General features: G+C 74.0%; 25 protein-coding genes. 13 read left to right on the forward strand and 12 right to left on the reverse strand.

Translation table 11 applies throughout. The features are described 5' to 3' along the window. The 3 genes from ABD160_RS09670 to ABD160_RS09680 are packed head-to-tail and all read left to right on the forward strand — an operon-like array spanning window position 1 to window position 3,010. Window positions 1–813, forward strand: a complete 813-nt coding sequence (locus ABD160_RS09670) for an alpha/beta fold hydrolase (RefSeq protein WP_344020621.1) — start codon at window positions 1–3, stop codon at window positions 811–813. Window positions 814–859: 46 nt separating this feature from the next. Continuing rightward, the gene (locus ABD160_RS09675) at window positions 860–1,573 is read left to right on the forward strand and encodes a 3,4-dihydroxy-2-butanone-4-phosphate synthase (RefSeq protein WP_344020623.1); all 714 of its coding nucleotides are present in this window, start codon (window positions 860–862) and stop codon (window positions 1,571–1,573) included. A gap of 3 nt (window positions 1,574–1,576) precedes the next feature. Next, entirely contained in the window at window positions 1,577–3,010 is a 1,434-nt protein-coding gene (locus ABD160_RS09680) for an MFS transporter (RefSeq protein ID WP_344020625.1), read from the forward strand. Between the two features lie 53 nt (window positions 3,011–3,063). On the opposite strand, the gene ABD160_RS09685 is transcribed toward ABD160_RS09680, so the two are convergent. The 9 genes from ABD160_RS09685 to ABD160_RS09725 form a co-directional block, all read right to left on the reverse strand. Then, a complete protein-coding gene (locus tag ABD160_RS09685) occupies window positions 3,064–4,623 on the reverse strand; it encodes an alkaline phosphatase D family protein (RefSeq protein ID WP_344020627.1) in 1,560 nt (519 codons plus the stop codon). Window positions 4,624–4,703: 80 nt separating this feature from the next. Beyond that, complete coding sequence (locus ABD160_RS09690) at window positions 4,704–4,841, reverse strand: MFS transporter small subunit (protein WP_344020919.1); 138 nt, start codon at window positions 4,839–4,841, stop codon at window positions 4,704–4,706. Beyond that, window positions 4,838–6,235 (reverse strand): L-lactate MFS transporter, encoded by a 1,398-nt coding sequence (locus tag ABD160_RS09695; RefSeq protein ID WP_344020629.1) that lies wholly within the window; start codon window positions 6,233–6,235, stop codon window positions 4,838–4,840. The genes ABD160_RS09690 and ABD160_RS09695 overlap by 4 nt, the downstream gene beginning before the upstream one ends. A gap of 153 nt (window positions 6,236–6,388) precedes the next feature. After that, a complete protein-coding gene (clpX, locus tag ABD160_RS09700; protein ID WP_344020631.1) occupies window positions 6,389–7,681 on the reverse strand; it encodes an ATP-dependent Clp protease ATP-binding subunit ClpX in 1,293 nt (430 codons plus the stop codon). 238 nt (window positions 7,682–7,919) lie between these two features. Beyond that, window positions 7,920–8,579: an ATP-dependent Clp protease proteolytic subunit gene (locus ABD160_RS09705; protein WP_085913253.1), complete on the reverse strand. Its 660-nt coding sequence runs from the start codon at window positions 8,577–8,579 to the stop codon at window positions 7,920–7,922. 32 nt (window positions 8,580–8,611) lie between these two features. Further along, entirely contained in the window at window positions 8,612–9,214 is a 603-nt protein-coding gene (locus ABD160_RS09710; protein ID WP_344020913.1) for an ATP-dependent Clp protease proteolytic subunit, read from the reverse strand. A 322-nt stretch (window positions 9,215–9,536) separates the two neighbouring features. Beyond that, window positions 9,537–11,027 carry a trigger factor gene (gene tig / locus ABD160_RS09715; protein ID WP_344020633.1) on the reverse strand — a complete coding sequence of 497 codons (1,491 nt, stop codon included), beginning with the start codon at window positions 11,025–11,027 and terminating at the stop codon, window positions 9,537–9,539. A gap of 229 nt (window positions 11,028–11,256) precedes the next feature. Then, a complete protein-coding gene (locus ABD160_RS09720; RefSeq protein ID WP_344020635.1) occupies window positions 11,257–11,550 on the reverse strand; it encodes a hypothetical protein in 294 nt (97 codons plus the stop codon). Window positions 11,551–11,646: 96 nt separating this feature from the next. Continuing rightward, window positions 11,647–11,823 carry a CsbD family protein gene (locus ABD160_RS09725; RefSeq protein WP_344020636.1) on the reverse strand — a complete coding sequence of 59 codons (177 nt, stop codon included), beginning with the start codon at window positions 11,821–11,823 and terminating at the stop codon, window positions 11,647–11,649. A gap of 122 nt (window positions 11,824–11,945) precedes the next feature. On the opposite strand from ABD160_RS09725, the gene ABD160_RS09730 reads away from it, so the two are divergent. From ABD160_RS09730 to ABD160_RS09740, 3 genes are read left to right on the forward strand one after another with little or no spacing between them, the layout of a single operon-like run. Continuing rightward, window positions 11,946–12,563 carry an RNA polymerase sigma factor gene (locus ABD160_RS09730; protein WP_344020638.1) on the forward strand — a complete coding sequence of 206 codons (618 nt, stop codon included), beginning with the start codon at window positions 11,946–11,948 and terminating at the stop codon, window positions 12,561–12,563. Beyond that, on the forward strand, window positions 12,554–13,114 hold the full coding sequence (locus ABD160_RS09735; RefSeq protein ID WP_344020640.1) for an Asp23/Gls24 family envelope stress response protein: 561 nt from the start codon (window positions 12,554–12,556) through the stop codon (window positions 13,112–13,114). Before ABD160_RS09730 ends, ABD160_RS09735 begins: the two co-directional genes overlap by 10 nt. Then, window positions 13,111–13,467, forward strand: a complete 357-nt coding sequence (locus tag ABD160_RS09740; protein ID WP_344020642.1) for an Asp23/Gls24 family envelope stress response protein — start codon at window positions 13,111–13,113, stop codon at window positions 13,465–13,467. Before ABD160_RS09735 ends, ABD160_RS09740 begins: the two co-directional genes overlap by 4 nt. A gap of 25 nt (window positions 13,468–13,492) precedes the next feature. Here the strand turns inward: ABD160_RS09740 and ABD160_RS09745 are convergent, their stop codons facing one another. Continuing rightward, a complete protein-coding gene (locus ABD160_RS09745) occupies window positions 13,493–14,299 on the reverse strand; it encodes a (2Fe-2S)-binding protein (protein ID WP_344020644.1) in 807 nt (268 codons plus the stop codon). Window positions 14,300–14,894: 595 nt separating this feature from the next. Here ABD160_RS09745 and gltB point away from each other — a divergent pair. Next, window positions 14,895–19,379 carry a glutamate synthase large subunit gene (gene gltB / locus ABD160_RS09750; RefSeq protein WP_425563595.1) on the forward strand — a complete coding sequence of 1,495 codons (4,485 nt, stop codon included), beginning with the start codon at window positions 14,895–14,897 and terminating at the stop codon, window positions 19,377–19,379. Continuing rightward, complete coding sequence (locus tag ABD160_RS09755; protein WP_344020648.1) at window positions 19,372–20,823, forward strand: glutamate synthase subunit beta; 1,452 nt, start codon at window positions 19,372–19,374, stop codon at window positions 20,821–20,823. The genes gltB and ABD160_RS09755 overlap by 8 nt, the downstream gene beginning before the upstream one ends. A gap of 50 nt (window positions 20,824–20,873) precedes the next feature. On the opposite strand, the gene ABD160_RS09760 is transcribed toward ABD160_RS09755, so the two are convergent. After that, the gene (locus ABD160_RS09760) at window positions 20,874–21,128 is read right to left on the reverse strand and encodes a hypothetical protein (RefSeq protein WP_344020650.1); all 255 of its coding nucleotides are present in this window, start codon (window positions 21,126–21,128) and stop codon (window positions 20,874–20,876) included. Window positions 21,129–21,536: 408 nt separating this feature from the next. On the opposite strand from ABD160_RS09760, the gene ABD160_RS09765 reads away from it, so the two are divergent. Further along, the gene (locus ABD160_RS09765) at window positions 21,537–21,935 is read left to right on the forward strand and encodes a DoxX family protein (protein WP_344020652.1); all 399 of its coding nucleotides are present in this window, start codon (window positions 21,537–21,539) and stop codon (window positions 21,933–21,935) included. Window positions 21,936–22,032: 97 nt separating this feature from the next. After that, window positions 22,033–22,935: a DUF2188 domain-containing protein gene (locus ABD160_RS09770; RefSeq protein ID WP_344020654.1), complete on the forward strand. Its 903-nt coding sequence runs from the start codon at window positions 22,033–22,035 to the stop codon at window positions 22,933–22,935. A 51-nt stretch (window positions 22,936–22,986) separates the two neighbouring features. Here ABD160_RS09770 and ABD160_RS09775 read toward each other — a convergent pair whose 3' ends face one another. Further along, window positions 22,987–24,141 carry a PIN domain-containing protein gene (locus ABD160_RS09775; RefSeq protein ID WP_344020656.1) on the reverse strand — a complete coding sequence of 385 codons (1,155 nt, stop codon included), beginning with the start codon at window positions 24,139–24,141 and terminating at the stop codon, window positions 22,987–22,989. Between the two features lie 129 nt (window positions 24,142–24,270). Here ABD160_RS09775 and ABD160_RS09780 point away from each other — a divergent pair, with 129 nt between their 5' ends. The 3 genes from ABD160_RS09780 (at window position 24,271) to ABD160_RS09790 (ending at window position 26,508) form a co-directional block, all read left to right on the forward strand. Next, entirely contained in the window at window positions 24,271–24,738 is a 468-nt protein-coding gene (locus ABD160_RS09780) for a hypothetical protein (protein WP_344020658.1), read from the forward strand. Further along, window positions 24,735–25,736 (forward strand): Acg family FMN-binding oxidoreductase, encoded by a 1,002-nt coding sequence (locus ABD160_RS09785; RefSeq protein ID WP_344020660.1) that lies wholly within the window; start codon window positions 24,735–24,737, stop codon window positions 25,734–25,736. Before ABD160_RS09780 ends, ABD160_RS09785 begins: the two co-directional genes overlap by 4 nt. Window positions 25,737–25,857: 121 nt before the next feature. Beyond that, window positions 25,858–26,508, forward strand: a complete 651-nt coding sequence (locus tag ABD160_RS09790; protein ID WP_344020662.1) for a response regulator — start codon at window positions 25,858–25,860, stop codon at window positions 26,506–26,508. The last annotated feature ends 4 nt before the right edge of the window (window positions 26,509–26,512 follow it).

The following is a 26,512-nucleotide window of genomic DNA, read 5'->3' on the forward strand; positions in this document are numbered from 1 at the left end:
ATGCCCACGGTCACCGTGAACGGTGTCGGGATCCACCACGAGATCCACGGCGAGGGACCGCCGCTGCTGCTGATCTCCGGGCTGGGGGCGAACTCCGCGGCCTGGGCGGGCGTGCTGCCCCGGCTGGCCGCGACGCACCGGGTGATCACCCTGGACAACCGCGGGACCGGGCGCAGCGCCGTCCCGCCCGGCCCGTACCCGGTCGACACGATGGCCGACGACGTCGCCGCGCTGCTCGAGCACCTCGGTCCCGGCCCGGTCGCGGCCGTCGGCTGGTCGATGGGCGGCTCGATCCTGCAGTCGCTGCTGGTCCGGCGGCCCGAGCTGCTCTCCCGGGCCGTGCTGCTCAACGCGTTCCCGTCCTACACCCCGGTCCAGCACGCCTGGCTGGACTGCGGGCTCGCGCTGCGGCGGGCCGGCGTCGATCCGGTGGCGATCGCGCTGCACGGCCTGCCGTGGGGCTTCACCGGCGCCGCGCTCGCCGACCACGATCTCGCCGCCGCCCAGGCCGGGCTCGTCGCACAGGACCCGTACCCGACGTCGCGGGCCGGCTTCGAGGCGCAGGCCGCCGGCCTGCGGGTCTACGACTCGCGCGCCGGTCTCGGCTCGGCCCGGACCCCGACGCTGGTGCTGACCGGCGCCGAGGACGTGCTCACCCCGGTCGCGCAGTCGGTGGAGATGGCCGCGCTGCTGCCGGACGCGACGCTGCAGGTACTGCCCCGCGGCGGGCACGGCATGATCGTCGAGTACCCCGAGCCGACGCTGGCCGCGATCACCGCGTTCCTCGCCGCCCCGGCCGGGGTGCCGGCGTGAGCCGCCCGGCCCGGGACCGCGGCCGGACCGCCCGGCGGGACGCCCCGTGACCCGGCCGGCCGGTACCGCCGGGTCCGGCCTGTCCGCGGCGCTCGACGCGCTGCACGCCGGCCGGCCGGTCGGGCTGCTCGACGATCTCGTCCCGGCCCCCGCGGCCGCCGGCGCGATCGTCGTCGCCGGGGACCGGATCGACACCGCCACGATGGCCCTGCTGGTCCGGGTCACCAGCGGCGTCGTCGCCGTCGCCGCACCCGCCGAGCGGCTCGACGCACTGCGGATCCCGCCGATGCCGGGCGGGCACGGCGATCCCGGCCGGCCCGGGTTCGCGGTCGCCGTCGACCTGGCCACCGGCATCACCACCGGCATCTCCGCCCGGGACCGCTCGGCCACCGTCCGGGCGCTGGCCGATCCGTCGAGCTCGGCCGAGGCGTTCACCCGGCCCGGTCACGTGCTCCCGGTGCGGTCCCGCGACGGCGGGGTGCTCGCCAGGGCGCGGCCGGCCGAGGCCGCGATGGACCTGTGCCGGGCCGCGGGCCGGGAACCGGTCGCGGCGCTCGCCACCGCCGTCGACGACGCGGGTGGCGCCGGCTCCGCGGCGGTGCTGGAGTCGGTCGCCGCGCGGCACCCGATGCCGCTGGTCCGCGTCTCCGAGGTGCTCTCCCACCGGCGGGCGGAGATCGCCCGGGTGCTCGGCGACCTCGGCGCCGGCCGCGGGGTCCTCATCGGCGGAACGGCGCTCGGCGGAACGGCGGTCGCCTGAGCCGTGCACCCTCCCCTTCCGGACGGTCCCCCGACCACCCGCCCGGCCGGGACCGCACCCGCGGTCACCCGCCGCGGCCTGTTCCTCGCGCTCGTCTGCAGCACCCAGTTCGTGCTGCTGGTCGGCGGGACCGTCGTCACCGTGTCGCTGCCCGCCATCGGCGCCGAGCTGGCGCTGTCCCCCGCGGGCCTGCAGTGGGTGCTCACCGCGTTCATGCTGACCTTCGGCTGCCTGCTCCTGCTCGGCGGGCGCACCGCCGACGTGCTGGGCAGGCGCCGGGTGTTCCTGGCCGGCCTGGTGCTGTTCGCCGCCGGATCGCTGCTCTGCGCGCTCACCACCACCCCCGGCCTGTTCATCGCGGCCCGGGCCGCCGCCGGAGCCGGCGCGGCCCTCGCATCACCGGCCGCGATGTCGCTGCTCACCACGGTGTTCGTCGCACCCGGCGAACGCAGCCGGGCGCTGGGCGCCTGGGCGGCGGTCGGGGCCGCGGGGGCGACGCTGGGCAACGTGGTGGGCGGGCTGCTGACCACCGCCGGGGGCTGGCGCTGGATCTTCCTGGTGAACGTCCCGATCTGCGCGCTCGCCGTCGTCGGGGCGTTCCTGCTGGTACCGGCGCTGCCCGGGGTCCGCGGCCAGCGGCTGGCGATCGTCGACGGGCTGCTCGGCACGGTCGCGGTCGGCATGCTGATCCTCGGGCTGACGCTGGTCCAGACCCGCGGCGTGGACCCGGTCGCGATCGCGCTGCTCGCCGGGACCGTGCCGGTGGCCGGGCTGTTCCTGCTGATCCAGGCCCGGCACCCGGATCCGCTGCTGCCGCTGTCGCTGTTCCGCTCCCGCACCGCGATCGCCTACCTGTTCATGCTGGTCACCGCCGGGACGTCGATCGGGCCGTACTACGTCAGCTCGCTGTTCATGCAGCAGACGCTGGGCTGGACCGCGCTGCAGGCCGGGGCGGCGTTCGTCCCGTGGGCGGTGCTGATCGCGGTCGTCGCGCAGGTGGTGTCCCGGGTCCTGCAGCGGACCGGGCCGCGGCTGGTCATCCCGCCCGCGCTGCTGGCCGTGGCCGCGGGCGGTGCGGTGCTCGCGACGGCGATGCGGCCGGACGCGACCTACCTCGGCGGGCTGCTGCCGGCGTTCCTGCTGCTCGGCCTGGGCACCGGCGCGGCGGGCGTCGCCTGCACGGTGACCGCGATGTCCGGCATCCCGCCCGAGCGGCACGGGGTCGGCGCCGGGGCGCTGAACAGCACCCAGGCGGTCGGCAGCGCGCTCGCGATCGGGATCGCGGTCCTGCTGGCCGGGGCCGGCGGGTCCGTCCCCGGCGCGGCCCCCGGCCTGGACGGCTACCGGTTCGCGCTGCTCACCGTCGCCGGTGTGGCCCTGGCCGCCGCCGCGCTGGCCGCGGCCACCCTCCCGCCCCGGAGCCCGCACACCCGCTGAGCCCGCCGCACACCTGCTGCGGCGGGTGTGCGGCGGCGCGCAGGGGTGTGCGGTCAGGACGCGGTGAGCGTCCGGCTCCAGAGGGAGGCGCCGGTCTGGTCGCGCAGGTGCACGGTCAGGGTGGAGCCGTCGCCGGCCACGTCCAGCTCGCCGAAGTGCTGGAAGCCCTCCAGCGGGGACGCGCCCGGGCGGTCCGGGCCGCGGACGAACTCGGCGCGCGGGCCGAACGTCGGGTCCAGCTCGTTCGGCCCGAACGCCCCGGCGTGCAGCGGCCCGGACACGAACTCCCAGAACGGGTCGAAGTCGTCGAACGCGGCCCGGTCCGGCGAGTAGTGGTGGGCGGCGGTGTAGTGCACGTCCGCCGTCACCCAGACGACGTCGCGGACCTGCCTGCGGTGCTGCGCCGCGAGCACCCCGGCGATCTCCGACTCGCGCCCGGACGGCGGCCCGGGGCGGCCGTTCGCGACGGCCTCCCAGGCGGTGTCGCCGTCGGGCACCAGCACGCCCAGCGGCATGTCCGACTGGACGATCTTCCAGGTCGCCCGGGACGACGCCAGCGCGTCGACCAGCCAGCGCGCCTGCCGCTCCCCCAGGATCCGCTCGTCCGGCCCGGTGTTGGCGGTGTTCGGGCCGCGGTAGGAGCGCATGTCGATCACGAACACCTCGACGTGCGGGCCGAACGGCAGCCGCCGGTACACCCGCCCGTCGACGGCGGCGCGCGGATCGAGCGGCTGCCACTCGTGGAACGCCCGGAACCCGCGGGCGGCGAGCACGTCGACCCGCCGCTCGGTGTAGCCCTCGGCGGGCCCGCCGGTGAGGACCTCCCCCGGGTACCAGTTGTTGGTGACCTCGTGGTCGTCCCACTGCACGATCTGGGCGACCGAGGCGGCGTACCGGCGCAGGTGCTCGTCGAGCAGGTTGTAGGCGTACTGGCCGCGGAACTCGGCGAGCGACTCGGCGACCTTCGCCTTCTCCGGGGTCAGCTCGTTGCGCCAGATCCGGCCGTCGGGCAGCGTGACGGACTCGGTCAGCGGCCCGTCGGCGTACACCGTGTCGCCGCAGTGCAGGAACAGGTCGGGCCGGCGGTCGGCCATCGCGGAGAAGATCCGCATGCCGCCGTGGCCGCGGTCAATCCCCCAGCCCTGCCCGGCGACGTCGCCGGACCACTGGATCCGGACCGGCTCGCCCGGCCCGGGCGGGGCGCGGAACGACCCGGTCAGCGGCTCGCTCGCCGGCCCGCCGTCGAGTGGTTCGGCGCGGACCCGGTAGTGCACCCGGCCGGTGCCCGCGGGCACCCGCAGCTTCCCGGCCAGGTCGGTGTCCGGGGTCAGCACCGGGCCGGGGATCCGGCGGGCGCGCCGGAACCCCGGATCGTCGGCGACCTCGACCACCATCCGGGACGGCCGGTCGGCCCGGGTCCACACCAGGCCCGAGCCGGGCCGGACGTCGCCGGCCTGCACCCCGTGGGTGAGGACGGGACGGCCGCTCCGGAGCAGGGCCGGTCCGGCGGAGGCGGCGGCGGGCAGCCCGAGCGCGGCGGCGCCGGCGATGCCGCCGGCGACCGCGGTGCGCAGCAGGGCGCGTCGGTTCAGGACGTGTCGTTCGGAGACCACGACGACCGATGCTCACCCGTCGGGGTGACCCGGTGCCCCCGTCCGGCCGACGTCCGGATGAACGTCGGGTGCCCGGCCGGTCAGCCGAACAGCGCCGGGATCTTCAGCACCAGCTGGTACAGGCCGTAGGCGAACGGCACCCCGACCCAGATCCAGGCCAGCACGGCGCCGACCCACTGCAACGGCCCCCACGTGGCGGCGGCCTCCGGTGTGCTCACGACTGCGCTCCCTTCGACTCGACGGCCTCGCGGTCGGCCGGTGCGTCCGGCTCCGGCTCGTGGTGCTTCGGGTCCACCGGCTTGATCAGCTCGTTGCAGACGAAGGCGATCACGAGCAGCACGATCATGATCGCGAACGCCGCGGTGTAGCGGCCGGGGCCCTCGACCCCGGCGTCGATCCGGGCGTCGGCGATCGCGTTGACGATCAGCGGCCCGAGCACGCCGGCGGTGGACCAGGCGGTCAGCAGCCTGCCGTGGATCGCGCCGACCTGGTACGTCCCGAACAGGTCGCGCAGGTAGGCGGGCACGGTGGCGAACCCGGCGCCGTAGAACGACAGGATCAGCACCGACGCGACCAGGAACAACGCCCGGCTCTGGTTCGGGACCAGCGTGATCAGCAGGTACAGCAGCGCACCGACGCCGAGGTAGATGCGGTACATGTTCTTCCGGCCCAGCACGTCGGACAACGACGACCAGGCGATCCGGCCCAGCGAGTTCGCCAGCGACAGGATCGAGACGAACCCGACCGCGGCGGCGGCCAGCGTCTCCGCCGTGCCGGTCTCGGCGAAGAAGTCCTGGAAGATCGGGTTCGCCCGCTCCAGGATGCCGATGCCGGCCGTGACGTTGAAGCAGAGCACCACCCAGAGCAGCCAGAACTGCGGCGTCCGCAGCGCGTTGCGGGCCGACACCTGGCCGGTCGAGATCATCCCGGACTTCTTCGCCTGGCCCGGCGTCCATCCGGCGGGCGCCCAGCCCTCGGCGGGCACCCGGATGAGCAGCCAGCCCACCGACATGAACACCAGGTAGATGGCGCCCATCGCGAGGAACGTGTTCCCGATCCCCGGCACCGACGGCGAGTCACCGCTCGCGCCGAACGTCGACAGCAGCGACGCGGTCAGCGGCGATGCGATCAGCGCACCGCCACCGAAACCCATGATGGCCAGCCCGGTCGCCAGTCCCGGCCGGTCCGGGAACCACTTGATGAGCGTCGACACCGGGGAGATGTAGCCGACCCCGAGACCGATCCCGCCGACGAAGCCGTAGCCCAGCACCACCAGCCAGAACCAGCCCAGGTGCAACCCGATCCCGGAGATCATGAAGCCGGACACGAAGCAGGCCGTCGCGACCACCATCGCCCAGCGCGGCCCGTTGGCGTCGACCTTGGTGCCGAACAGCGCGGACGACAGCCCCAGCATGATGATCGCGAGGGTGAACGGCAGCGCGCTCGCGACGCCGGAGATGTCCAGCCCGCTCTCCAGCGGCGCCTTGAACGCGCTCCACGCGTACGCCTGGCCGATCGCCAGATGGATGGACAGCGCGGCCGGCGGAACGAGCCAGCGGCTCCATCCCGGCGGTGCGACGATGCGCTCCCTCGTCAGAAACCCGGCCGTCATGGCCCTCCTTCAAGCTCGTTGATAGCGCAACGCTAAGTAACCGTTCGGAGTACAGCAACCGGAGTAGCCGATCGATCGGCTCACCCCGCCGCACACACGACGACGCCGGTCCCGCCAGATGGCGGGACCGGCGTCGGCCGGGTACGAGGGTACTCAGGCGGAACGGTCGCGACGCTCCCGGCGCGGGGACTGCGTCCGCGGGACGATCGTCGGGTTCACGTTCTCCTTGACGGTCTCCGCGGTGACCACGACCTTGGCGACGTCGTCGCGGCTCGGGATGTCGTACATCACCGGGAGCAGGACCTCCTCCATGATGGCGCGCAGGCCGCGGGCCCCGGTGCCGCGCAGGATCGCCTGGTCGGCGACGGCGTCCAGGGCCTCCTCGGCGAAGTCCAGCTCCACGCCGTCCATCTCGAAGAGCTTGCGGTACTGCTTCACCAGCGCGTTGCGCGGCTCGGTGAGGATCTTGACCAGCGCGTCCTTGTCCAGCGAGGTCACCGACGCGACGATCGGCAGCCGGCCGATGAACTCCGGGATCAGGCCGAACTTGATCAGGTCCTCGGGCAGCGTCTCGGCGAAGCTCTCCGCCGGGTCCATGTCCTTCTTCGAGCGGATGTCGGCGCCGAAGCCGATACCGGACTTCCCGACCCGCTCGCCGATGATCCGCTCCAGCCCCGCGAACGCGCCCGCCACGATGAACAGCACGTTCGTCGTGTCGATCTGGATGAACTCCTGGTGCGGGTGCTTGCGGCCGCCCTGCGGCGGGACGCTCGCCGTGGTGCCCTCCAGGATCTTGAGCAGCGCCTGCTGGACGCCCTCGCCGGAGACGTCCCGGGTGATCGACGGGTTCTCCGACTTGCGGGCGATCTTGTCGACCTCGTCGATGTAGATGATCCCGGTCTCGGCGCGCTTCACGTCGTAGTCGGCGGCCTGGATCAGCTTCAGCAGGATGTTCTCGACGTCCTCGCCGACGTAGCCCGCCTCGGTCAGCGCCGTCGCGTCGGCGATCGCGAACGGGACGTTGAGCAGCTTGGCGAGGGTCTGCGCGAGGTAGGTCTTGCCGCAGCCGGTCGGGCCGAGCATCAGGATGTTCGACTTGGCGATCTCGATGTGGTCGCCGCCGTCGCCACCGGCGGCGCGGTTCCGCTCGCCGGCCTGGATGCGCTTGTAGTGGTTGTAGACCGCCACCGACAGCGTGCGCTTGGTGCCGGACTGCCCGACGACGTACTGGTCGAGGAACTCGTGGATCTCGGCGGGCTTGGGCAGCTCGTCGAGCTTCACCTCACCGGCCTCGGCCAGCTCCTCCTCGATGATCTCGTTGCAGAGATCGATGCACTCGTCGCAGATGTAGACGCCGGGGCCGGCGATGAGCTTCTTGACCTGCTTCTGGCTCTTCCCGCAGAACGAGCACTTCAGCAGGTCCCCGCCGTCGCCGATGCGTGCCATAGGTGTCGATCCCCAGTCCTGGTCCGGCGTTCTCGCGTCTACCCGTCCGACGAGCCCGAGCTCGACCGACGCGGCGTGGCTCCGACTCTCACCGCAGGCCCCCGAAGCCACGTCGAGGTCTCCGGAGGAGACGGTACCTGCCCGGACCCGCCGCCGGGGACTCTCGGGGAGTCCGATTCGGCGGCGGGTCGGCGGGCGGTCACCGGTGGCACGGCGGCCACCGGTGACCGGATGTCGCTTACCTGCCGCTGGTGGCGGACAGCTTCCTGCTCTGCACGATCTCGTCGACCAGGCCGTAGTCCTTGGCCTCCTCGGCCGTCAGGATCTTGTCCCGGTCGATGTCCTCGCGCACCTGCTCGGCGGTGCGGTTCGAGTGCCGCGCGATGACCTCCTCCATCCGCTTGCGGATGCGGGAGATCTCGGTCGCCTGGATCTCCAGGTCCGACACCTGGCCGTAGACGCCCTGGGTGGCCGGCTGGTGGATCAGGATGCGGGCGTTCTCGACCGCCATCCGGCGGCCGGGGGTGCCGGCGCAGAGCAGCACCGCCGCGGCCGACGCCGCCTGCCCCAGGCAGACGGTCTGGATGTCGGGCCGGATGAACTGCATCGTGTCGTAGATGGCCATCAGCGACGTGAAGGACCCGCCGGGCGAGTTGATGTACAGCGAGATCTCGCGGTCCGGGTCCAGCGACTCGAGCACCAGCAGCTGGGCCATGGTGTCGTTCGCCGAGGTGTCGTTGATCTGCTCACCGAGGAAGATGATGCGCTCCTCGAAGAGCTTGTTGTACGGGTTCGACTCCTTGACCCCGTAGCTGGTGCGCTCCACGTAGGACGGCAGCACGTACCGGGCGCGGGCCGGGTCCGGGGCGTAGCCGCCGGGGCCGCGCAGGTCGGCCATCGACTCCGGGTGGCGCGGATCGAAGGTGCTCATCAGGCGCTCCCGTTCTGCGATCCCGCGCCCGGCGCCCGGCCGGCGTGGGTCACGACATGATCGACGAAGCCGTACTCGAGGGCCTCCTGCGCCGAGAACCAGCGGTCCCGGTCGGAGTCCCGCTCGATGGTCTCGACGGTCTGGCCGGTGTGCTCGGCGATCAGCTCCGCCATCTCCCGCTTGGTGCGGCGGAACTGCTCGGCCTGGATCGTGATGTCGGCCTCGGTGCCGCCGACGCCCGCGGACGGCTGGTGCATCATGATCCGCGCGTGCGGCAGCGCGAAGCGCTTGCCCCGGGCCCCGGCGGAGAGCAGGAACTGCCCCATCGACGCGGCCATCCCCATCACCGTGGTCGACACGTCGCACGGCACCAGGTTCATGGTGTCGAAGACGGCCATGCCGTCGGTGACCGAGCCGCCCGGCGAGTTGATGTAGAGCTCGATGTCCTTCTCGGGGTCCTCGGCCGCGAGCAGCAGCATCTGCGCCGCGATCCGGTTCGAGATCTCGGCGTCGACCTGCTGGCCGAGCACGATGATCCGCTGCTGCAGCAGCCGCTCGTAGACCGAGTCGGACAGCGACATAGCGCTGAGTCCGGACCGCATCTGCGCCCCGGTTCCGCGGCCCTGGAGCGGGCCGGTGTCCTGCTGGCTCACTTCACCCTGCTTTCCGAAGTCTCGCCCGGCCGGCGCGAGGCGCCCGCCGGATCGGAGAAAGTCTTCCTCTGGATCGCTCTCGTTCTCCGGTGTCGGGTCTTGCGAACCCGCTCCGGCCCTCGTGGGGACCGGTTCGGGGCCGACCCTACGCGGACCGGGAGGGCCACGTGGGGAGCGACGCCCGATGTTCGCCGAGAGCGCACCGACCGGTCCGCCGGAGCGCCGGCCGGACCCCGGCCGGTCGGCGCTCCGGCGCCGTCGGTGGACCGGATCAGGCCTTGGCGTCGGCCTTCTCGTCGGCCTGCTCGGCCGCGCCGTCCTCGGTGGACCCGGCGGTCCCCGTGTCGGTCCCGCCGTCGGTCGCGTCGTCGGTCGCGACGACCTCGCCGGGGACCTCCTCGACGGTGCCGTCCTCGGTGTCGTCGTCCGAGCCGAGCAGGTCGGACAGGTCGACCGCCTCGCCGCCGGGCAGCGTCACCGACGCCGACCGGACGGCCGTGATGAGCGCCTTCGAGCGGCGGACGTCCTGGTAGATCACGCCGAGCTGGCCGGCCTGCTGGATCTGCTGGACGAACTGCTCGGGCGGCATCCCGTACTGCTGGGCCTGGTAGACGATCCGCTCGGTGAGCTCCTGGTCGCCGACCGAGATCTGCTCGGAGTCGGCCAGGGCGTCGAGCACCAGGCGGTACCGGACGGCCTTCTCGGCCTCCTCGCGGGTCTCGGCGTCGAACTGCTCGCGGGTCTTGTCCTGCGAGGACAGGAACTCGGCGAACTTGTCCTCGTCGTGGTCGAAGGCGTGCACCGCGTCGTGCGCGCGGGTGTCGACCTCGGCCTGCACGACGCTCTCCGGCAGCGGGACCGGGTCCTCGCCGACCCGGGCGCCCTCGACCAGCTTGTCGAGCAGCCGGTCGCGGGCCTGCGCGGCCTGCTCCATCCGCTTCGACTGGCCGAGCCGCTCGCGCAGGTTCTCGGTCAGCTCGTCGAGGGTGTCGAACTCCGACGCGAGCTGGGCGAACTCGTCGTCGGCGTCGGGCAGGTGCCGCTCCTTCACCGTCGTCACCTTCACGGTGATCTCGGCCTCGCGGTCGGCGTACTCGCCGGCGACCAGCGTGGAGGTGAAGGTCTTCTCGTCGCCGGCCGACATGCCCTGCAGGGCCTCGTCGATGCCCTCGATCAGGCCGCCCTGGCCGACCTCGTAGGAGAAGCCGGTGGTGGTGGCCTCCTCGATCTCCGTGCCGTCGACGGCCGCGGAGAGGTCGATCTGGACGTAGTCGCCGTCCTGGGCGGGACGCTCGACGCCGGCGAGGGTGCCGAACCGGGCGCGCAGCTGGTCGAGCTGCTCGGTCACGTCGTCCTCGGAGACCTCGGTCTCGTCGACCTCGACGGTCAGGCCGGCGAGGTCGGGGAGCTCGATCTCCGGGCGCACGTCGACCTCGGCGGTGAACGCGAGGCGCTCGCCGTCGGCGATCTCGGTGACCTCGATCTCCGGGCGGCCGATCGGGGTGACGTCCTCGGACGACACCACGGCCTCCTGGTACTTCGTCGGGATCGCGTTGTTCACGACCTCGTCGAGGACCGGGCCGCGGCCGATGCGGGCCTCCAGGATGCGGGCCGGCGCCTTGCCCGGGCGGAACCCGGGGATGCGGACCTGCTCGGCGATCTTCTTGTACGCGCGGTCGAAGTCGGGCTTGAGCTCGTCGAACGGCACCTCGACGTTGATCCGGACGCGCGTCGGGCTGAGGTGCTCGACGGTGCTCTTCACGGTGGAACTCCTTGGGCGGTACGGCTGTGCGAACGGGCCGCGTGCAGCGGCCCCCGGTCTGTGCTGTGACCCACCTGCCGGTACGGCGGACGACCCGGGGGGTCGCTCCTGGCCGGGTGCGGGCACGTCGGACGTGCTCGGCTGGCGGCGGGGCGCCCGCGCGAGTCTAGGCGAGGCCGGTCACGGTGCGTCGGGCCGGGCGTCGCGTCGCGTCGCAACGCCCCCGGCCTCAGCTCGCCACGGCCCCGACGTCGGCGACGGTGACCTCCACCTCGAGGGTCTCGTCGCCGAGCACGGCGCGGACCCGCGCGGCGACCTCGTCGGCGATCTCGCCGAACGGCCTGCCCAGCGCGACGACCACGGCGATCTCCACCGGGTCGCCCAACCGGACCCCGTACACCCGCAGGCCCGGCAGGTAGGAGGCGACGGTGCCGAACGGGCCGCCGTCGAGCCGCAGCACGGCGGGATGCGCCAGCACCGCCGCCGCCACGTCCTCGGGCCCCGGGCCCGTCCGCTCGGTCACCCGGGCAGCCTAGCGACCGGAACCGGCCCCGCGGCACCGGAACACGACCGCGCCCCCGGACCGGGTCCGGGGGCGCGGTGGCGTGCGACGGCGGGATCAGTCCTTGGTGAAGGCGTCCTTGATCTTCTCGCCGGCCTGCTTCAGGTTGCCGGTGGCCTGGTCGGCCTTCCCCTCGGCCTGAAGGTCCTTGTCGTCGGTGGCCTCGCCGGCGGCCTCCTTGGCCTTGCCGCCGAGCTCCTCGGTCTTGTTGCTGACCTTGTCGCCGAGTCCCATGCGCGTTCCCCCTCCGGAGTGCGTGTCCGACGGGCGCGAGGACGATGCCCTCGCTACCGTCGCTGTCCCGGAACGGGTACCCGACAGCCCCGTTCCCACACATCGAGGAGCGAGGCGCCGCCGTGCAGGCCACCGACCCGGCATCCGGGGCGTCCGCGGTCCCGGAGGCCGCCGCGCCGGCCGCGGCCCGCCCGGCGCTCGACGACCTGACGCTGGTCGCGAGGGCCCAGGACGGCGACGTCCACTCCTTCGCCGAGCTCGCCCGCCGGCACCAGGACGCCCTGTTCCGGGTCGCGGTCCGGGTGCTCGGGCACCGCGCGGACGCCGAGGACGCGCTGCAGGAGGCGCTCATCGACGCCTGGCGCAAGATCGGGACCTTCCGCGGCGACGCCGCCTTCTCCACCTGGATGTACCGGATCGTGACCAACCGGTGCACCGCGCTGATGCGGCGGAAGCGGCCCACCGTGCCGCTCCCGGACGACGACGCCGCCGGTGCCATGCTCGTCGCCGGGTCCGGCTCGCCGGAGCGGGCCGCCGAGGTGGACGCCGAGCTGGCCGCGCTGTCCCGCGCACTCGCCGACCTGCCCGGCGACCAGCGCACCTGCTGGGTCCTCCGCGAGCTGGAGGGACTGGGCTACGCGGAGATCTCGCACATCACCGGGGCCTCCGAGACGGCCGTGCGCGGTCGTCTGCACCGGGCACGGACGGCGCTGGCGGAGAGGATGCGGGCATGGCGGTAGAGCAGGTGGAGCCGTTGGCCTGCGGCCGCGACGCCGCCGACGTCTGGGACCACGCGGACGCGGGCACGCTCGACGAGCACGAGCTGGGCTGCCCGCACTGCCGGTCGGCGCGGGCCGACCACGACCGGCTCGGCGGGCTGGTGACCCGGATGGCGGCGGAGCCGCTGCGGCCGCCGCCGTCGGTGCTGGAACAGGTGCTCGGTGCGGTCGTCGCCGACCTGCGCCCGCACGAGCTGCTGGCCCTCGGCCCGGACGCCTGGCTGGGCAGGCCGACCGCGGAGGCCGCGCTGCGGCACGTCGTCGACTCGATGGGCGGGCTGCGCGCCCGGCACTGCCGGATCGAGCAGCGCAGGCCCGCCGAGCCCGGCGCCGCACCGGTGTGGGTCCGGATGACGGTGACCGCCCGGTTCGGGGTCGACCTGGCGTCGGTCACCGCCCGGGTCCGGCAGATGGTCATCTCGGCCGGGGAGCGCACCCTCGGCGTCCCGATCGCCGGCGTCGACATCCATGTGGAGGACCTGTGGGACGACACGGCGGAGGCCCGGCGATGACGACCAGGCTGCGGGTCTCCGATCTGGCGCTGGCCCGGGTCGCCGCGTACCGGGCCCGCTCGGTGCCCGGGGTGGAGATGCTGGTCGGCGACGTGGCGCAGACGCTGCTCGGGCTGGCCGCGGAGTGGCTCCCCCGCGAGCCGGTGCCCGCGGAGCTGCGCAGCCAGGGCGTCGTCGCGACGGTGCACGGCTCGGAGGCCGAGGTCCGGGTGACCGTGGCGGTCCGGTTCGGCACCGAGTGCGCCGCCCTCGCCGCCCGGGTGCGGGCCGAGGTGTCCGAGGAGATCGCCGCGACGACCGGGCTGGTCCCCCGGGTCCGGGTCACGATCGCCGAGATCGCCCTGCCCGACTAGCGCACCGGCGCCGCCCTCCCCCGGGTCAGCGGAGCACGCAGTCCCCGCACGCCCCGCCGCCGGGGACGTGCACGTAGAGGCAGCAGGAGCGGCGCCGGAAGGCCCAGCCGCCGGACGGCCCCCGGTCGCCCGCCGGGTGCCGCAGCAGCGCACCGGTCGCCCCGGACGGCAGCGGCCCGCGCAGCGCCGGATGGTCGGCGAGCGCGCCGAGCAGGGCGAGGAACGCGGGCCGGGCGGCCGGGCGGGCCGGGTCCAGCACCCGGGCCGCCCCGGCGACGGCGGACACCACGTTGCCGCGCAGCACCCGCCCGGACACCCGCACCCGGGCGGTGACCGCGGCGTACAGCGGCTCCAGGTGGGTCCGCGCGAGCTCGCGGGCCAGCAGGTCGGCGGCGCCGGCGGGGTCCCGGAGCGGGTCCGGCGTCCGGACGGCGGCCGGGCCGGGATCGCCGTCGGGCAGTCCCGGGGCCCAGGGGTCCGCGCCGCCGGGGTCCCGGCGCAGCCCGGCGAGCCGGGGCAGCGTCGCGTGCAGCGCGACGGCCGCGAACGGCGCCGACACCAGCCGGGCCGCCATCCCCTGCACCGCGATCGACGCGGCGATCCGCCGGCCGGTCCCGAGCGCCGCGGCCACCTGGTCGATCCGGGCCGACAGCGGATCGCCGCCGGCCCCCGGCGGGCGGTGGAGCTCGTCCCACCGCTGCCAGCCCGGCCCGGCCGGGACGGTCACGGCGAACCAGGGGCCGATCCGGGCGACGTCGGCCAGCACGGCGGCGGCCTCCTCCGGGGGGACCGGCGGGGCGGGCACATCGGCGGGAATGTCGGGCGGGCGCATCGGGCTCCAGTGTCCCCGCCCGCGCCGCGCAGCGGCGGTCCTGTAACGGTTCGACCACGGTCGGCGATCTCAACGGGCGAGAGGCTGCTCCCGGCCGCTGGTCACGCCTCGCTCACCGTCCGGACACGGGACGGCAACGTCTGCCTGCTCGAATGGCCAGCGATCCACATCACGGGGCCGACGGCCGATCATCAGTAGCGCGCTCGGGTAGCGGCGTGCGACTCTGTGCACTCGCCAGACCGCACTCGCCGGGGTGTGCGGTCGAACCGTGCCGCAGGGAGTTGGCCGGGTACTGGAAGTCAGCGCCCGGCCGCTAGGCGTGCCCGGAGGAGGAATCTCCGCCGGTCACCCCGCCCGATGGCACGGTGCACCCGAACGGTCCGCATCGTACGCCCCATCCCGGGTGCTCGCTGTATTCTGGAAACCCTTTTCGGACCGCAGCGAGCTGCCGGTTCCCGGGTCGTCCGATGCGGGTGGCAGAGGTGCACCGAGACGACAGGAGGAGCAGTTGGCCGCGATCAGTGACCAGACGCGTCGCCCCTCGCCCGGTGGTCTGTATGCCGCCGATCACGAGCACGACGCCTGCGGTGTGGCCATGTTGGCCGACGTCACCGGCAAGCGCGACCACGCCATCGTGCAGAAGGCCATCGAGGCACTTCTGCGCCTGGAGCATCGTGGTGCGCGCGGTTCCGAGCACAACACCGGTGACGGCGCAGGGATCCTGATCCAGGTCCCCGACGGGTTCTACCGCGAGGTCACCGACTTCGAGCTGCCCCCCGAGGGCGCCTACGCGGTCGGCATCGCGATGCTCCCGCAGGATCCGGAGCGGGCCGACGCCGCGGTCGCCGCGGTGGACGCGCTGGCCGCCGAGGAGAACCTCACGGTCCTGGGCTGGCGCGAGCTGCCGACCGACCCCGACGCCGCCGACCTGGGCCCGACCGCGCTCGCCGCGATGCCCACGTTCAAGCAGCTGTTCGTCGGCGGCGCCGAGCTGACCGGCGACTCCCCGGAGAGCGCGCCGACCGGGATCGACCTGGAGCGGCGCGCGTTCTGCCTGCGCAAGCGGGTGGAGCACGCGCACGACACCTACTTCGCGTCGCTGTCCCCGCGCACCATCATCTACAAGGGCATGCTCGCCGAGCCGCAGGTCGCCGCGTTCTACCCGGACCTGACCGACGAGCGGGTGACCTCGGCGCTGGCGATCGTGCACTCGCGGTTCTCCACGAACACGTTCCCGGCCTGGCCGCTGGCGCACCCGTTCCGCTACGTCGCGCACAACGGTGAGATCAACACGCTGCGCGGCAACCGGAACTGGATGGCCGCCCGCGAGGCGCTGCTGGAGTCCGCGAAGCTGCCCGGGGACCTCTCCCGGCTGACCCCGATCGTCACCCCGGACGCGTCGGACTCGGCCACCTTCGACGAGGTCCTGGAGCTGCTCCACCTGGGCGGGCGCAGCCTGCCGCACGCGGTGCTGATGATGATCCCGGAGGCCTGGGAGCACAACACCGAGATGTCGCCCGAGCGGCGGGCGTTCTACGAGTACCACTCCACCCTGATGGAGCCGTGGGACGGCCCGGCGCTGGTCGCCTTCACCGACGGCACCCAGATCGGCGCCGTGCTCGACCGCAACGGCCTGCGCCCGGCCCGCTACTGGGTCACCGAGGACGGGCTGGTCGTGCTCGCCTCCGAGGTCGGCGTGCTGGACGTCGAGCCGGACAAGGTGGTCCGCAAGGGCCGCCTGGAGCCGGGCCGGATGTTCCTCATCGACACCGAGCGCGGCACGATCGTCGACGACGACGAGATCAAGGGCGAGCTCGCCGCCGAGCACCCGTACGCGGAGTGGCTGCACGCCGGCCTGATCCGGCTCGACGAGCTCCCCGTCCGCAAGCGGGAGATCCCGTCGCACGAGGCGCTGACGCTGCGCCAGCAGGCCGCCGGGTACACCGAGGAGGAGCTGAACCTGCTGCTCCGCCCGATGGCCGTGTCCGGCGCCGAGCCGATCGGCTCGATGGGCAACGACGCGCCGCTGGCCGCCATCTCCGAGCGCCCGCGCCAGCTCTACGACTACTTCATCCAGCTGTTCGCGCAGGTCACCAACCCGCCGCTGGACGCGATCCGCGAGGAGCTCGTCACCTCGCTGTTCAGCCAGCTGGGCCCGGAGCAGAACCTGCTCGACGCCACGCCGGCGCACTGCCGGACGATCGTCGTGCCGTTCCCGGTGCTCACCAACGACGACCTCGCCAAGGTCGTGCACATCAACGACGACAAGGAGTTCCCCGGGTTCGCCTCGCACGTCGTCCCCGGGATCTTCCTGGCCCGCGACGGCGGCAAGGGCATGCTGTCCCGGCTCGCCGAGATCAAGCAGGAGGTCTCCCGCGCGATCGACGGCGGCGCCCGGCTGATCGTGCTCTCCCAGCGCGGCGTCGACGCCGAGCACGCCGCCATCCCGTCGCTGCTGCTCACCGGCGCGGTGCACCACCACCTGGTCCGGGAGCGCTCGCGCACCCGGGTCGGGCTGATCGTCGAGTCGGCGGACGCCCGCGAGGTGCACCACATCGCGCTGCTGCTCGGCTACGGCGCCTCCGCGGTGAACCCGTACCTGGCGATGGCCACCGTCGAGGACCTCGCCGAGCGCGGCGACATCCCCGGCGTGGACGGGCGCACCGCGGCCAAGAACCTGGTCAAGGCGCTCGGCAAGGGCGTCCGCAAGACCATGTCGAAGATGGGCGTCTCGACCGTCGCGTCCTACACCGGCGCGCAGATCTTCGAGGCCGTCGGGCTCGGCCAGGACGTCGTGGACTCGGCCTTCACCGGGACCACCTCCCGGCTCGGTGGCGTCGGCTTCGACGTGCTCGCCGAGGAGGTGCTGGCCCACCACCGCCGCGCCTTCCCGGCCGACGACGTCCGCGCCTCGCACCGGGCGCTGCCGGTCGGCGGCGAGTACCAGTGGCGCCGCGAGGGCGAGCTGCACCTGTTCAACCCGCAGACGGTGTTCAAGCTGCAGCACTCCACCCGGTCCGGGCGCTACGACGTCTTCAAGGAGTACACCCGGGCCGTCGACGACCAGGCGAAGCGGCTGATGACGCTGCGCGGCCTGTTCACCTTCAAGGAGGGCCTGCGCCCGCCGGTGCCGATCGAGGAGGTGGAGCCGGTGGAGTCCATCCTCACCCGCTTCGCCACCGGCGCGATCTCCTACGGCTCCATCTCCCAGGAGATGCACGAGACCCTGGCGATCGCGATGAACCGGATCGGCGGTCGCTCGAACACCGGCGAGGGCGGCGAGGACCCGGACCGCTTCACCCCGGACCCGAACGGCGACTCCCGGCGCAGCGCGGTCAAGCAGGCCGCGTCCGGCCGGTTCGGTGTCACCAGCGAGTACCTGGTCAACGCGGACGACATCCAGATCAAGATCGCGCAGGGCGCCAAGCCCGGCGAAGGCGGCCAGCTGCCCGGCGGCAAGGTCTACCCGTGGATCGCGACCACCCGGTACTCCACGCCCGGGGTCGGCCTCATCTCGCCGCCGCCGCACCACGACATCTACTCGATCGAGGACATCAAGCAGCTCATCCACGACCTGAAGAACGCCAACCCGCGGGCCCGCATCCACGTGAAGCTGGTGTCCCAGGTCGGCGTCGGGACCGTGGCGGCCGGGGTGTCCAAGGCGCACTCCGACGTCGTGCTGATCTCCGGGCACGACGGCGGCACCGGCGCCTCGCCGCTGTCCTCGATCAAGCACGCCGGCGGCCCCTGGGAGCTCGGCCTGGCCGAGACCCAGCAGACGCTGGTCGCGAACAACCTGCGCGACCGGATCGTCGTGCAGGCCGACGGCCAGCTCAAGACCGGCCGGGACGTGGTGATCGCCGCGCTGCTCGGCGCCGAGGAGTTCGGTTTCGCCACCGCCCCGCTGGTCGTCTCGGGCTGCATCATGATGCGGGTCTGTCACCTGGACACCTGTCCGGTCGGCGTCGCGACCCAGAACCCGGAGCTGCGCAAGAAGTTCGACGGCAAGGCCGAGTACGTCGTCAACTTCATGAAGTTCGTGGCCGAGGAGGTGCGGGAGTACCTGGCCCGGCTGGGCTTCCGCTCGATCGACGAGGCGATCGGCCGGGCCGACGTGCTCGACGTCGACGCCGCCGCGCAGCACTGGAAGTCCCGGCACCTGGACCTGTCGCCGATCTTCAAGGTCGGTGAGTACGGCGAGGACGTGCCGCGCAAGCGCACCCGCGAGCAGGACCACGGCCTGGACAAGGCGCTGGACAACACGCTGATCCAGCTCGCCGAGGGCGCGCTGCGCAACGGCGACCAGGTCCGGCTCGACCTGCCGGTCCGCAACGTGAACCGCACCGTCGGGACCATGCTCGGCTCCGAGCTGACCCGGATCCACGGCGGCAAGGGCCTGCCCGACGACACGATCGACATCACGTTCACCGGCTCGGCCGGGCAGAGCTTCGGCGCGTTCGTGCCGAAGGGGATCACGCTGCGGCTGGTCGGCGACACCAACGACTACTTCGGCAAGGGCCTGTCCGGTGGCCGGCTGACCCTGCGGCCGGACCCGTCGGCGCCGTTCGCCGCCGAGGAGAACGTGATCGCCGGCAACGTGATCGGGTACGGCGCCACCTCGGGCGAGATGTACGTCCGCGGCGTCGTCGGCGAGCGGTTCTGCGTCCGGAACTCGGGCGCGGTGGCCGTCGTCGAGGGCGTCGGCGACCACGGCTGCGAGTACATGACCGGTGGGCAGGTCGTCGTCCTCGGGCGGACCGGGCGGAACTTCGCCGCCGGCATGTCCGGCGGCGTCGCCTACCTGCTCGACGTCGACCGCAACCGGGTCAACCCGGAGATGGTGGACCTGGACCCGCTCGGTGACGACGACCGGGCGATCCTGCGGGACCGGGTGGAGCGCCACCACGCCGAGACCGGCTCCGAGGTCGCGCGGGCGCTGCTCGCCGACTGGGACGTCGCGGTCGAGCGGTTCGGCAAGGTCATGCCCAAGGACTACAAGCGCGTGCTGCTCGCGACGGAGAACGCCGAGCGCGAGGGGCGCGACGTGAACGAGGCGATCATGGAGGCTGCTCATGGGTGACCCGAAGGGCTTCATGACCACCCCCCGCCGGACGCCCGCCCGGCGGCCGGTGGACCTGCGGCTGATGGACTGGCGCGAGGTCTACGAGGACTTCCCGCGCAAGAGCCTGGAGTCGCAGGCGGGCCGCTGCATGAACTGCGGCATCCCGTTCTGTCACCAGGGCTGTCCGCTCGGGAACCTCATCCCCGAGTGGAACGACCTGGTGTACCGCAAGGACTGGCGGGAGGCGATCGAGCGGCTGCACGCCACCAACAACTTCCCGGAGTTCACCGGGACGCTGTGCCCCGCGCCCTGTGAGGCGGCCTGCGTGCTGGCCATCAACGACGACGCCGTCACCATCAAGCAGGTCGAGATCGAGATCATCGACCGGGCCTGGGACGAGGGCTGGGTCAGCCCGCAGGCGCCGTCGGCGAAGACCGGGAAGAAGGTCGCCGTCGTCGGGTCCGGGCCGGCCGGGCTGGCCGCCGCCCAGCAGCTCACCCGGGTCGGGCACGACGTCGTCGTGTTCGAGCGGGCCGACCGGATCGGCGGGCTGCTGCGCTACGGCATCCCCGAGTTCAAGATGGAGAAGGCCCGCCTGGACCGGCGGCTGGAGCAGATGGTCGCCGAGGGCACCCACTTCCGGGCCTCGGTCGACGTCGGCACCGACATCACCGTCGAGCAGCTGCGCTCCGAGTACGACGCGGTCGTGCTCGCCGGCGGGGCCACCGCGTGGCGCGACCTGCCCGCCGACGGCCGCGACGCCGAGGGCGTCTACCAGGCGATGGAGTTCCTGCCGTGGGCCAACCACGTGCAGCAGGGCGACATCGACGCGCCGCCGATCTCGGCCGAGGGCAAGGACGTCGTGATCATCGGCGGCGGCGACACCGGCGCCGACTGCCTGGGCACCTCGCACCGCCAGGGCGCGCGCTCGGTGACCCAGCTGGAGATCATGCCGACCCCGCCGGAGCACCGCACCGAGAACATGCCGTGGCCGACCTACCCGACGGTCTACCGGGTGTCCTCGGCGCACGAGGAGGGCGGCGAGCGGCTGTTCTCGTGCAACACGACCGAGTTCGTGAAGGACGCCGACGGCAAGCTCGCCGGCATCCGGATCTGCGAGGTCAAGCGCGGCGACAACGGCTTCGAGCCGGTCGAGGGCACCGAGCGCGAGCTGCCCGCCCAGCTGGTCCTGCTGGCGATGGGCTTCGTCGGCCCGGAGAAGGGCAAGCTGCTCGAGGACCTGGCGGTCGAGCTCGACGAGCGCGGCAACGTCGCCCGCGACGACAGCTACATGTCCTCGGCGGACGGCGTGTTCGTGGCCGGCGACATCGGCCGCGGGCAGTCGCTGATCGTGTGGGCGATCGCCGAGGGCCGCGCGGCGGCCGCCGGGGTGGACGCCTACCTCACCGGGCGGAGCGTGCTCCCCCGGCCGATCAACCCGACCGACCGGCAGATCGGCTGACCGGACGGACGTTCGACGGGGCCCGGCCGCACGGCCGGGCCCCGTCGCGTTCAGTCCACCCGCTCCAGCTCGAACGCGTCGTCGCCGATCCAGATGCGCAGGCCGTCGCCGTCGTCGGTGACGTAGCCGTCCTCCTCCTCGCCGAGCTCCCGGATCGCGCCCATCGCGAGCCGGTTGAACTCGACGATCCCCTCGCCCGCGTCGACCGGGCGGTACTCGCGGGCCAGCCGCGCGGTGCGGCACTCGGTCGCCAGCCAGGCAGCGTTCTCCGGACCGACCTCGACCCGCCAACGTTCATCTCGCATGGATTCGATTATGGCCCAGGTCACCCCGTCCGTCGCCCGTCCGCTACCGACGATCGCGGCGTTGCGCCGCGCACCGTCGTGAACGGAACCGATTCACCGCCCGCCGCGGGCACGGCGCCGCTCGCGGTCGGATCCGAGACTGACGCCACTCCCCCCACAACTCGCGGCGCTCTCGTGCGTTGAACCGGGCGACCGGCACCTGCAGAACCGGGAGCCCCTGTCGGTGCCGGGCACCATCGGGACACCGGGCATCGCGACTCCGGTCGCGATCCCGGTTCCCGGTGGTGTATCCCCTCCGGACGCCCCGGCCGCCGTGATCGGCGCGGCCGATGAGTCCCGGCGCCCCGGGCGGTCCACTCCGGTGAGCGCTGCGGGAGGTCCGCGGCGACCGCATCCCGGAGGTCCACCGTGTCCACCCAGCCGAGCGCCCGTCCCGTCCTCTCCCCCGTCGCGCACCGCGCCCTGTGGGTGCTGCAGATCCTGCTCGGGCTGTTCTTCGTGTTCGCCTCGGCGGTGCCGAAGTTCTACGGCGACCCGTACGCGGTGCTGATCTTCGAGGAGATCGGCGCCGGCCAGTGGCTGCGCTACGTCGTCGGGGCGCTCGAGCTGGCCGGCGGGATCGGGCTGATGACCAGGCGGTTCGCCGGCCCCGCCGCGGTCGGGCTGGTGCTGCTGATGGTCGGCGCCGGCCTCACCCAGGCGTTCGTGCTGCACGGCGGGCTGCTGGTGCTCACCCCGGTCGTGCTGGGCCTGCTCGCCGCCGCGATCGCGTACGGGCGCCGGGAGACCTTGCGCACAGGGCGCTGACCAGCGTTTACCTCCGCGACGGCCCGGGAATCCACCGGGAGCACGAGCGCCGGGACCCGGCGCCACCCGTGATTTCCACGTACAGGAGGACACCGCCATGGCCGACCGCCATGTGAAGCCGGCCGACGACGGCTGGACCGTCGAGAAGCAGGGCGCGCAGCGCCCCAGCGCCAAGGCCGGTACCCAGGCCGAGGCGATCACCCGGGCGGTGGAGATCATCGCCAACGACGGCGGCGGCACCCTCGTCGTGTACGGCACCGACGGCGCGGTCCGCGAGCGCCGGTCCGTGGAGTCCGGGTCCGACGGCACCGGCAGCACCGCGGCGGGCGCCGTCGCGGGTGCGACGGCCACCGCCGCGCGCGACACCGCGTCGAAGGCCGCGTCCGCGACCGCGCGGACCGCCGACGAGGTCGCCTCCGACACCCGGACGACCGGGAAGAAGGTCGCCGGCGAGACCCGCAGCGCCGCGTCGAAGGCGGCGGACACCGCGCGGTCGGGCGCCGAGGACGTCGCGAAGGAGGCCCGCAAGGTCTCCCGCAACGGCAAGGCGCCCGGCAACGCGGGCAAGGCGGCCGCCGACGCCGCCCGGACCACCGGCCGGCAGCTGGCCGGCAACGCCTCGCGCACCGGCCGTCAGGTCGCCGGGGAGGTCAGCGCCTCCGCCGAGCGCTCCGCGGCGACCGTGCAGGCCGCCGCCGATCGCGGCGCGGACACCGCGGTGCGCACCGCGGACCGGGCCGCCCGGGTCGGCGAGACGATCTCCGACGACATCGACGACACCGGCGCGAAGCTCGCCCGCAGGCTCTACGAGGGCGGCGAGCGGGCCGCGACCCAGCTCGACGAGTTCGCCGCGCGGGTCTACCGGCCGCTCAACCCGATCCGGTTCGGCAGCCGGGTCGCCGCCGGCGCGGTCGCCACCGCGTTCGGTGTCTCCGGCGCCGTGGTCTCCCGGGCCGGCACGCTGTTCCAGCGCGGCACCCGCCGGGCCACCGGCCGCTGACCGGTCCCGCTCCCGACGAGGGCCCCGCCACGGCGGGGCCCTCGTCCCGTGTCAGGAGCGCGGGCTGAGCACGTAGTCGCCGGTCTCGTCCTGCCAGGCCATCCCGATCAGCTCCCGGGCCCGGGCCGCCTTCGCGAAGGACAGGAAACTGCCGAAGCCGTAGCGCTTCTCGGAGAAGTCCGGCACCCGCTTGCGCAGCTGGTCCTTCAGCCCGGACAGCTGCGGCGGGCCGCCGGCCGCGGTCAGGTCCCGCACCACGTCGACGAGCAGGGTGAACGCGTCCTGGTCGGCGTCCGGGTCGTCCGGGACGGCGACCTCCGGATCGCCCTGCGCGGAACCGGGGGTGAGCGCGACCGCGCCCTGCCCCTCCAGGTGCCGCAGCAGCTCGCCGAACCCGCGGAAGCCGTGGTCGGACTCGTCGAACGTGGGGTCCTTGCGCAACACCGCCCGCTTCAGCCGGGACGCCAGCACCGGGCCGTCGGCCTGCCGGGACAGCCCGGCCAGGGTGCTCACGACGAGCCCGGCGACGTCGCGCTCCTCGGCGCCGGTGGTCGCGGTCTCCTCCGCGTCGGGTGAGCCGGGCGCGGCCCGGAAGGTCAGGTCGAACGGGGCGGGCTCGGGCTGCGGCTCGGCGGGCGCGGCCGGGGCGGGCGCCGGTGCCGTCGTGCTCGCGGCGGGCGGGCGGGTGCCGCGGCGGCGGCGCGGCGGGGCCGGCTCCCGGCTCGGCTCCAGGCCCGGCAGCCGGTCGTAGAACAGGAACTCGTCGCAGGCCGGGGGCAGCAGCGCCGAGGTGGACGACTGCACGCCGATCCCGATCACCCGCTTGTCCAGCTCGCGCAGCTTGTGCATCAGCGGCGTGAAGTCGGAGTCGCCGGTGGCGATCGCGAAGGTCGTCACGAACTCGCGCTCGTAGGCGAGCTCGATCGCGTCGACCGCGAGCTTGATGTCGGCGGCGTTCTTGCGGGAACCGCCGATCCGCTGCGGGATCTCGATCAGCTCGACCTGGGCGCGCGCCATCAGGCGCCGGTCCTCGTCGAACGACGACCAGTCGGCGTAGGCGCGCCGCACCACGACCCGGCCGCGCTCGGCGAGTGCGTCGGCGACCGGCCCGAAGTCGAACGGGACGACTCCGAGACCGTCGCGCGCGCCGATCGCCAGGTTCTCGTAGTCGAGCAGCAGTGCGATGCGTTCGTCCTCGTGGGCCACCGCGGAAGCCTACGGCCGGTGCGCCGGGCGGGCGGGTCGGGTCCTCCGTCCGGGAGCCGGGTGACCGACGGCCCTGCCCGGCCGGTCCGGCCGGGGGCACGCTCGGGGGGCCACCGAGGGGAGGACCCCATGACCGACCGGATTCCGCAGGACGGCACCGTCCTGATCGCGCTCACCTCCGCCGACCACCGCACGCTGCGGGCGGCCGCGGAGATCGGGCACGAGCTGTCCCTGCGCGGGTTGCGCCCGCTGATCACCACCGCCGCCGACGTGCCGTCGCTGGCCGGGGTCCGGGCCGTCGTGCTGGGTGGTGCCTGGGACCGGCCGTGGGCCCGGTCGGTGGCCCGGCGGTTCCTGCGCAGGCACCGCGTCGTGCTGCGGGTCCGGCCGCTGTGGATGTTCGACGCCGCACCCGCGGGCGGGGCGCACCCGCATCCCGCGCCGGCCCCGGAGCTGGAGCTGCGGGCGCCGGTGCAGGCGCCCGGCGCGGACGGCTGGGGCGCCTGGGCCGCCACCGTCGCCGCCGAGCTGGCGGCGGCCGGTCCCGCGCCGGACGGCGGGCAGGGCGCTGCGGCCGGGACGGCGGTGGCCCGGTGAGCGCCGCCGAGGCCCCGGCGCTGCCCCGCCCGGACACCGTCCGGCACGCCGTCGCGACCGCGCTGACCGCGCCGTCGGTGCACAACGCGCAGCCGTGGCGGTGGCGGATCGCGGCCGACCGGGTCGAGCTGTACGCCGATCCGGACCGGCGGCTGCCGTTCACCGACCCGGACCGGCGCGACCATCTCGTCAGCTGCGGGGCGGCGCTGGCCACCCTGCACGTCGCGCTGGCCGCGTCCGGGATCGGGCACCGGACCGAGCGGTTCCCGGACGACGACCGCGACCATCTGGCGACCGTCCGGTTCACCGGCCGGCCGCCGACCGCGGCGGACCGCAACGACGCGCAGCTCGCCCCGGCGATCCGGCGCCGCCGGACCGACCGCAGGCCGTTCCGCGACGGCGGGCTCGCCGACCACACCCGGGCCGCGCTCGGCGCCCGCGCCGCCCGCTACGGCGTCACCCTGCACACGGTCACCGATCCGGTGGCCCGCAACCATCTCGTCGAGCTGGAGCAGGAGGCCGCCCGGGAGCTGCGGGCGCGGCCCGGGCACGCCGCCGAGCTGCTGGTGTGGACGCACCGCTACGCGGACTCCCGGGACGGCGTGCGCACCGGCTCGGTGCCGGCGGGGGTGCCGTGGCCGCGCGAGCCGGAGATCGGTGTCCGGTTCCCCGCGGGATCGCTGCCGGTGCCGCCGCTGGCCACCGACCGGGCGACGATCCTCGCGCTGAGCACCCCGGCCGACGACGACCCGGCGCGGCTGGCCGCCGGTGAGGCGCTCGGGATCGTGCTGCTCGCCGCGACCAGGGCCGGGCTGGCGACCTGCCCGCTGTCCCGGATCCTGGAGACCGTCCGCACCCGGTCCGGGCTGGCCACCCGGGTGCTGCGCACCACCGAGCACCCGCAGCTGATCATCCGGGTCGGTCGTGCCCCGGACGGCCGGGAGCTGCCCGCCACCCCGCGGCGCCGGCTGGGGGACGTGCTGCTGCGCGGCGAGTAGCCCGGCGGGTGACGGCCGACACGGACCATCGACCCACCCGTCCGGGGCCGATCGGTCGCTGCGGGAGTCGGCCGCCTGCCACTACCGTCGCTCTCGACCAGCCCGCGACCCGGAGGCGACTGTGACGATCTCGGTGTTCCTGCTCGACGACCACGAGATCGTCCGGCGTGGGCTGGCCCAGCTGCTCGAGCTGGAGGACGACATCGAGGTCGTCGGCGAGGCCGCGACGGCGGCGCAGGCCGCGGCCCGGCTGCCGGCGCTGCGCCCGGACGTCGCGATCCTCGACGTCCGGCTGCCCGACGGCGACGGCGTGAGCGTCTGCCGGGACATCCGGTCCACGGTCACCCCGCCGCCGGCCTGCCTGATGCTGACCTCCTACGCCGACGACGAGGCGCTGTTCGGCGCGATCATGGCCGGCGCCTCTGGCTACCTGCTCAAGCAGGTCGCCGGGGTGGACCTGGTCGGTGCGGTCCGCACGGTCGCCGCGGGCGGCTCGCTGCTCGACCCGAAGGCGACCGCGGCGGTGCTGGACCGGCTGCGCCGCGGCGTCGACGCCGACGCCGATCCCCGCTACGACGCGCTGAGCCCGCAGGAGCAGCGGATCCTGGAGCTCATCGCGGACGGCCTGACCAACCGCCGGATCGGCGACGAGCTGCACCTGGCCGAGAAGACCGTCAAGAACTACGTCTCCTCGGTGCTGCACAAGCTCGGCTACTCGCGGCGCACCGAGGCCGCCGTGTACGCCGTCGAGCGGCGCCGCGCCCGGCGCTGAGCCG

This window comes from Pseudonocardia kongjuensis (assembly GCF_039526905.1).
GTDB classification, from domain to species: Bacteria; Actinomycetota; Actinomycetes; order Mycobacteriales; family Pseudonocardiaceae; genus Pseudonocardia; species Pseudonocardia kongjuensis.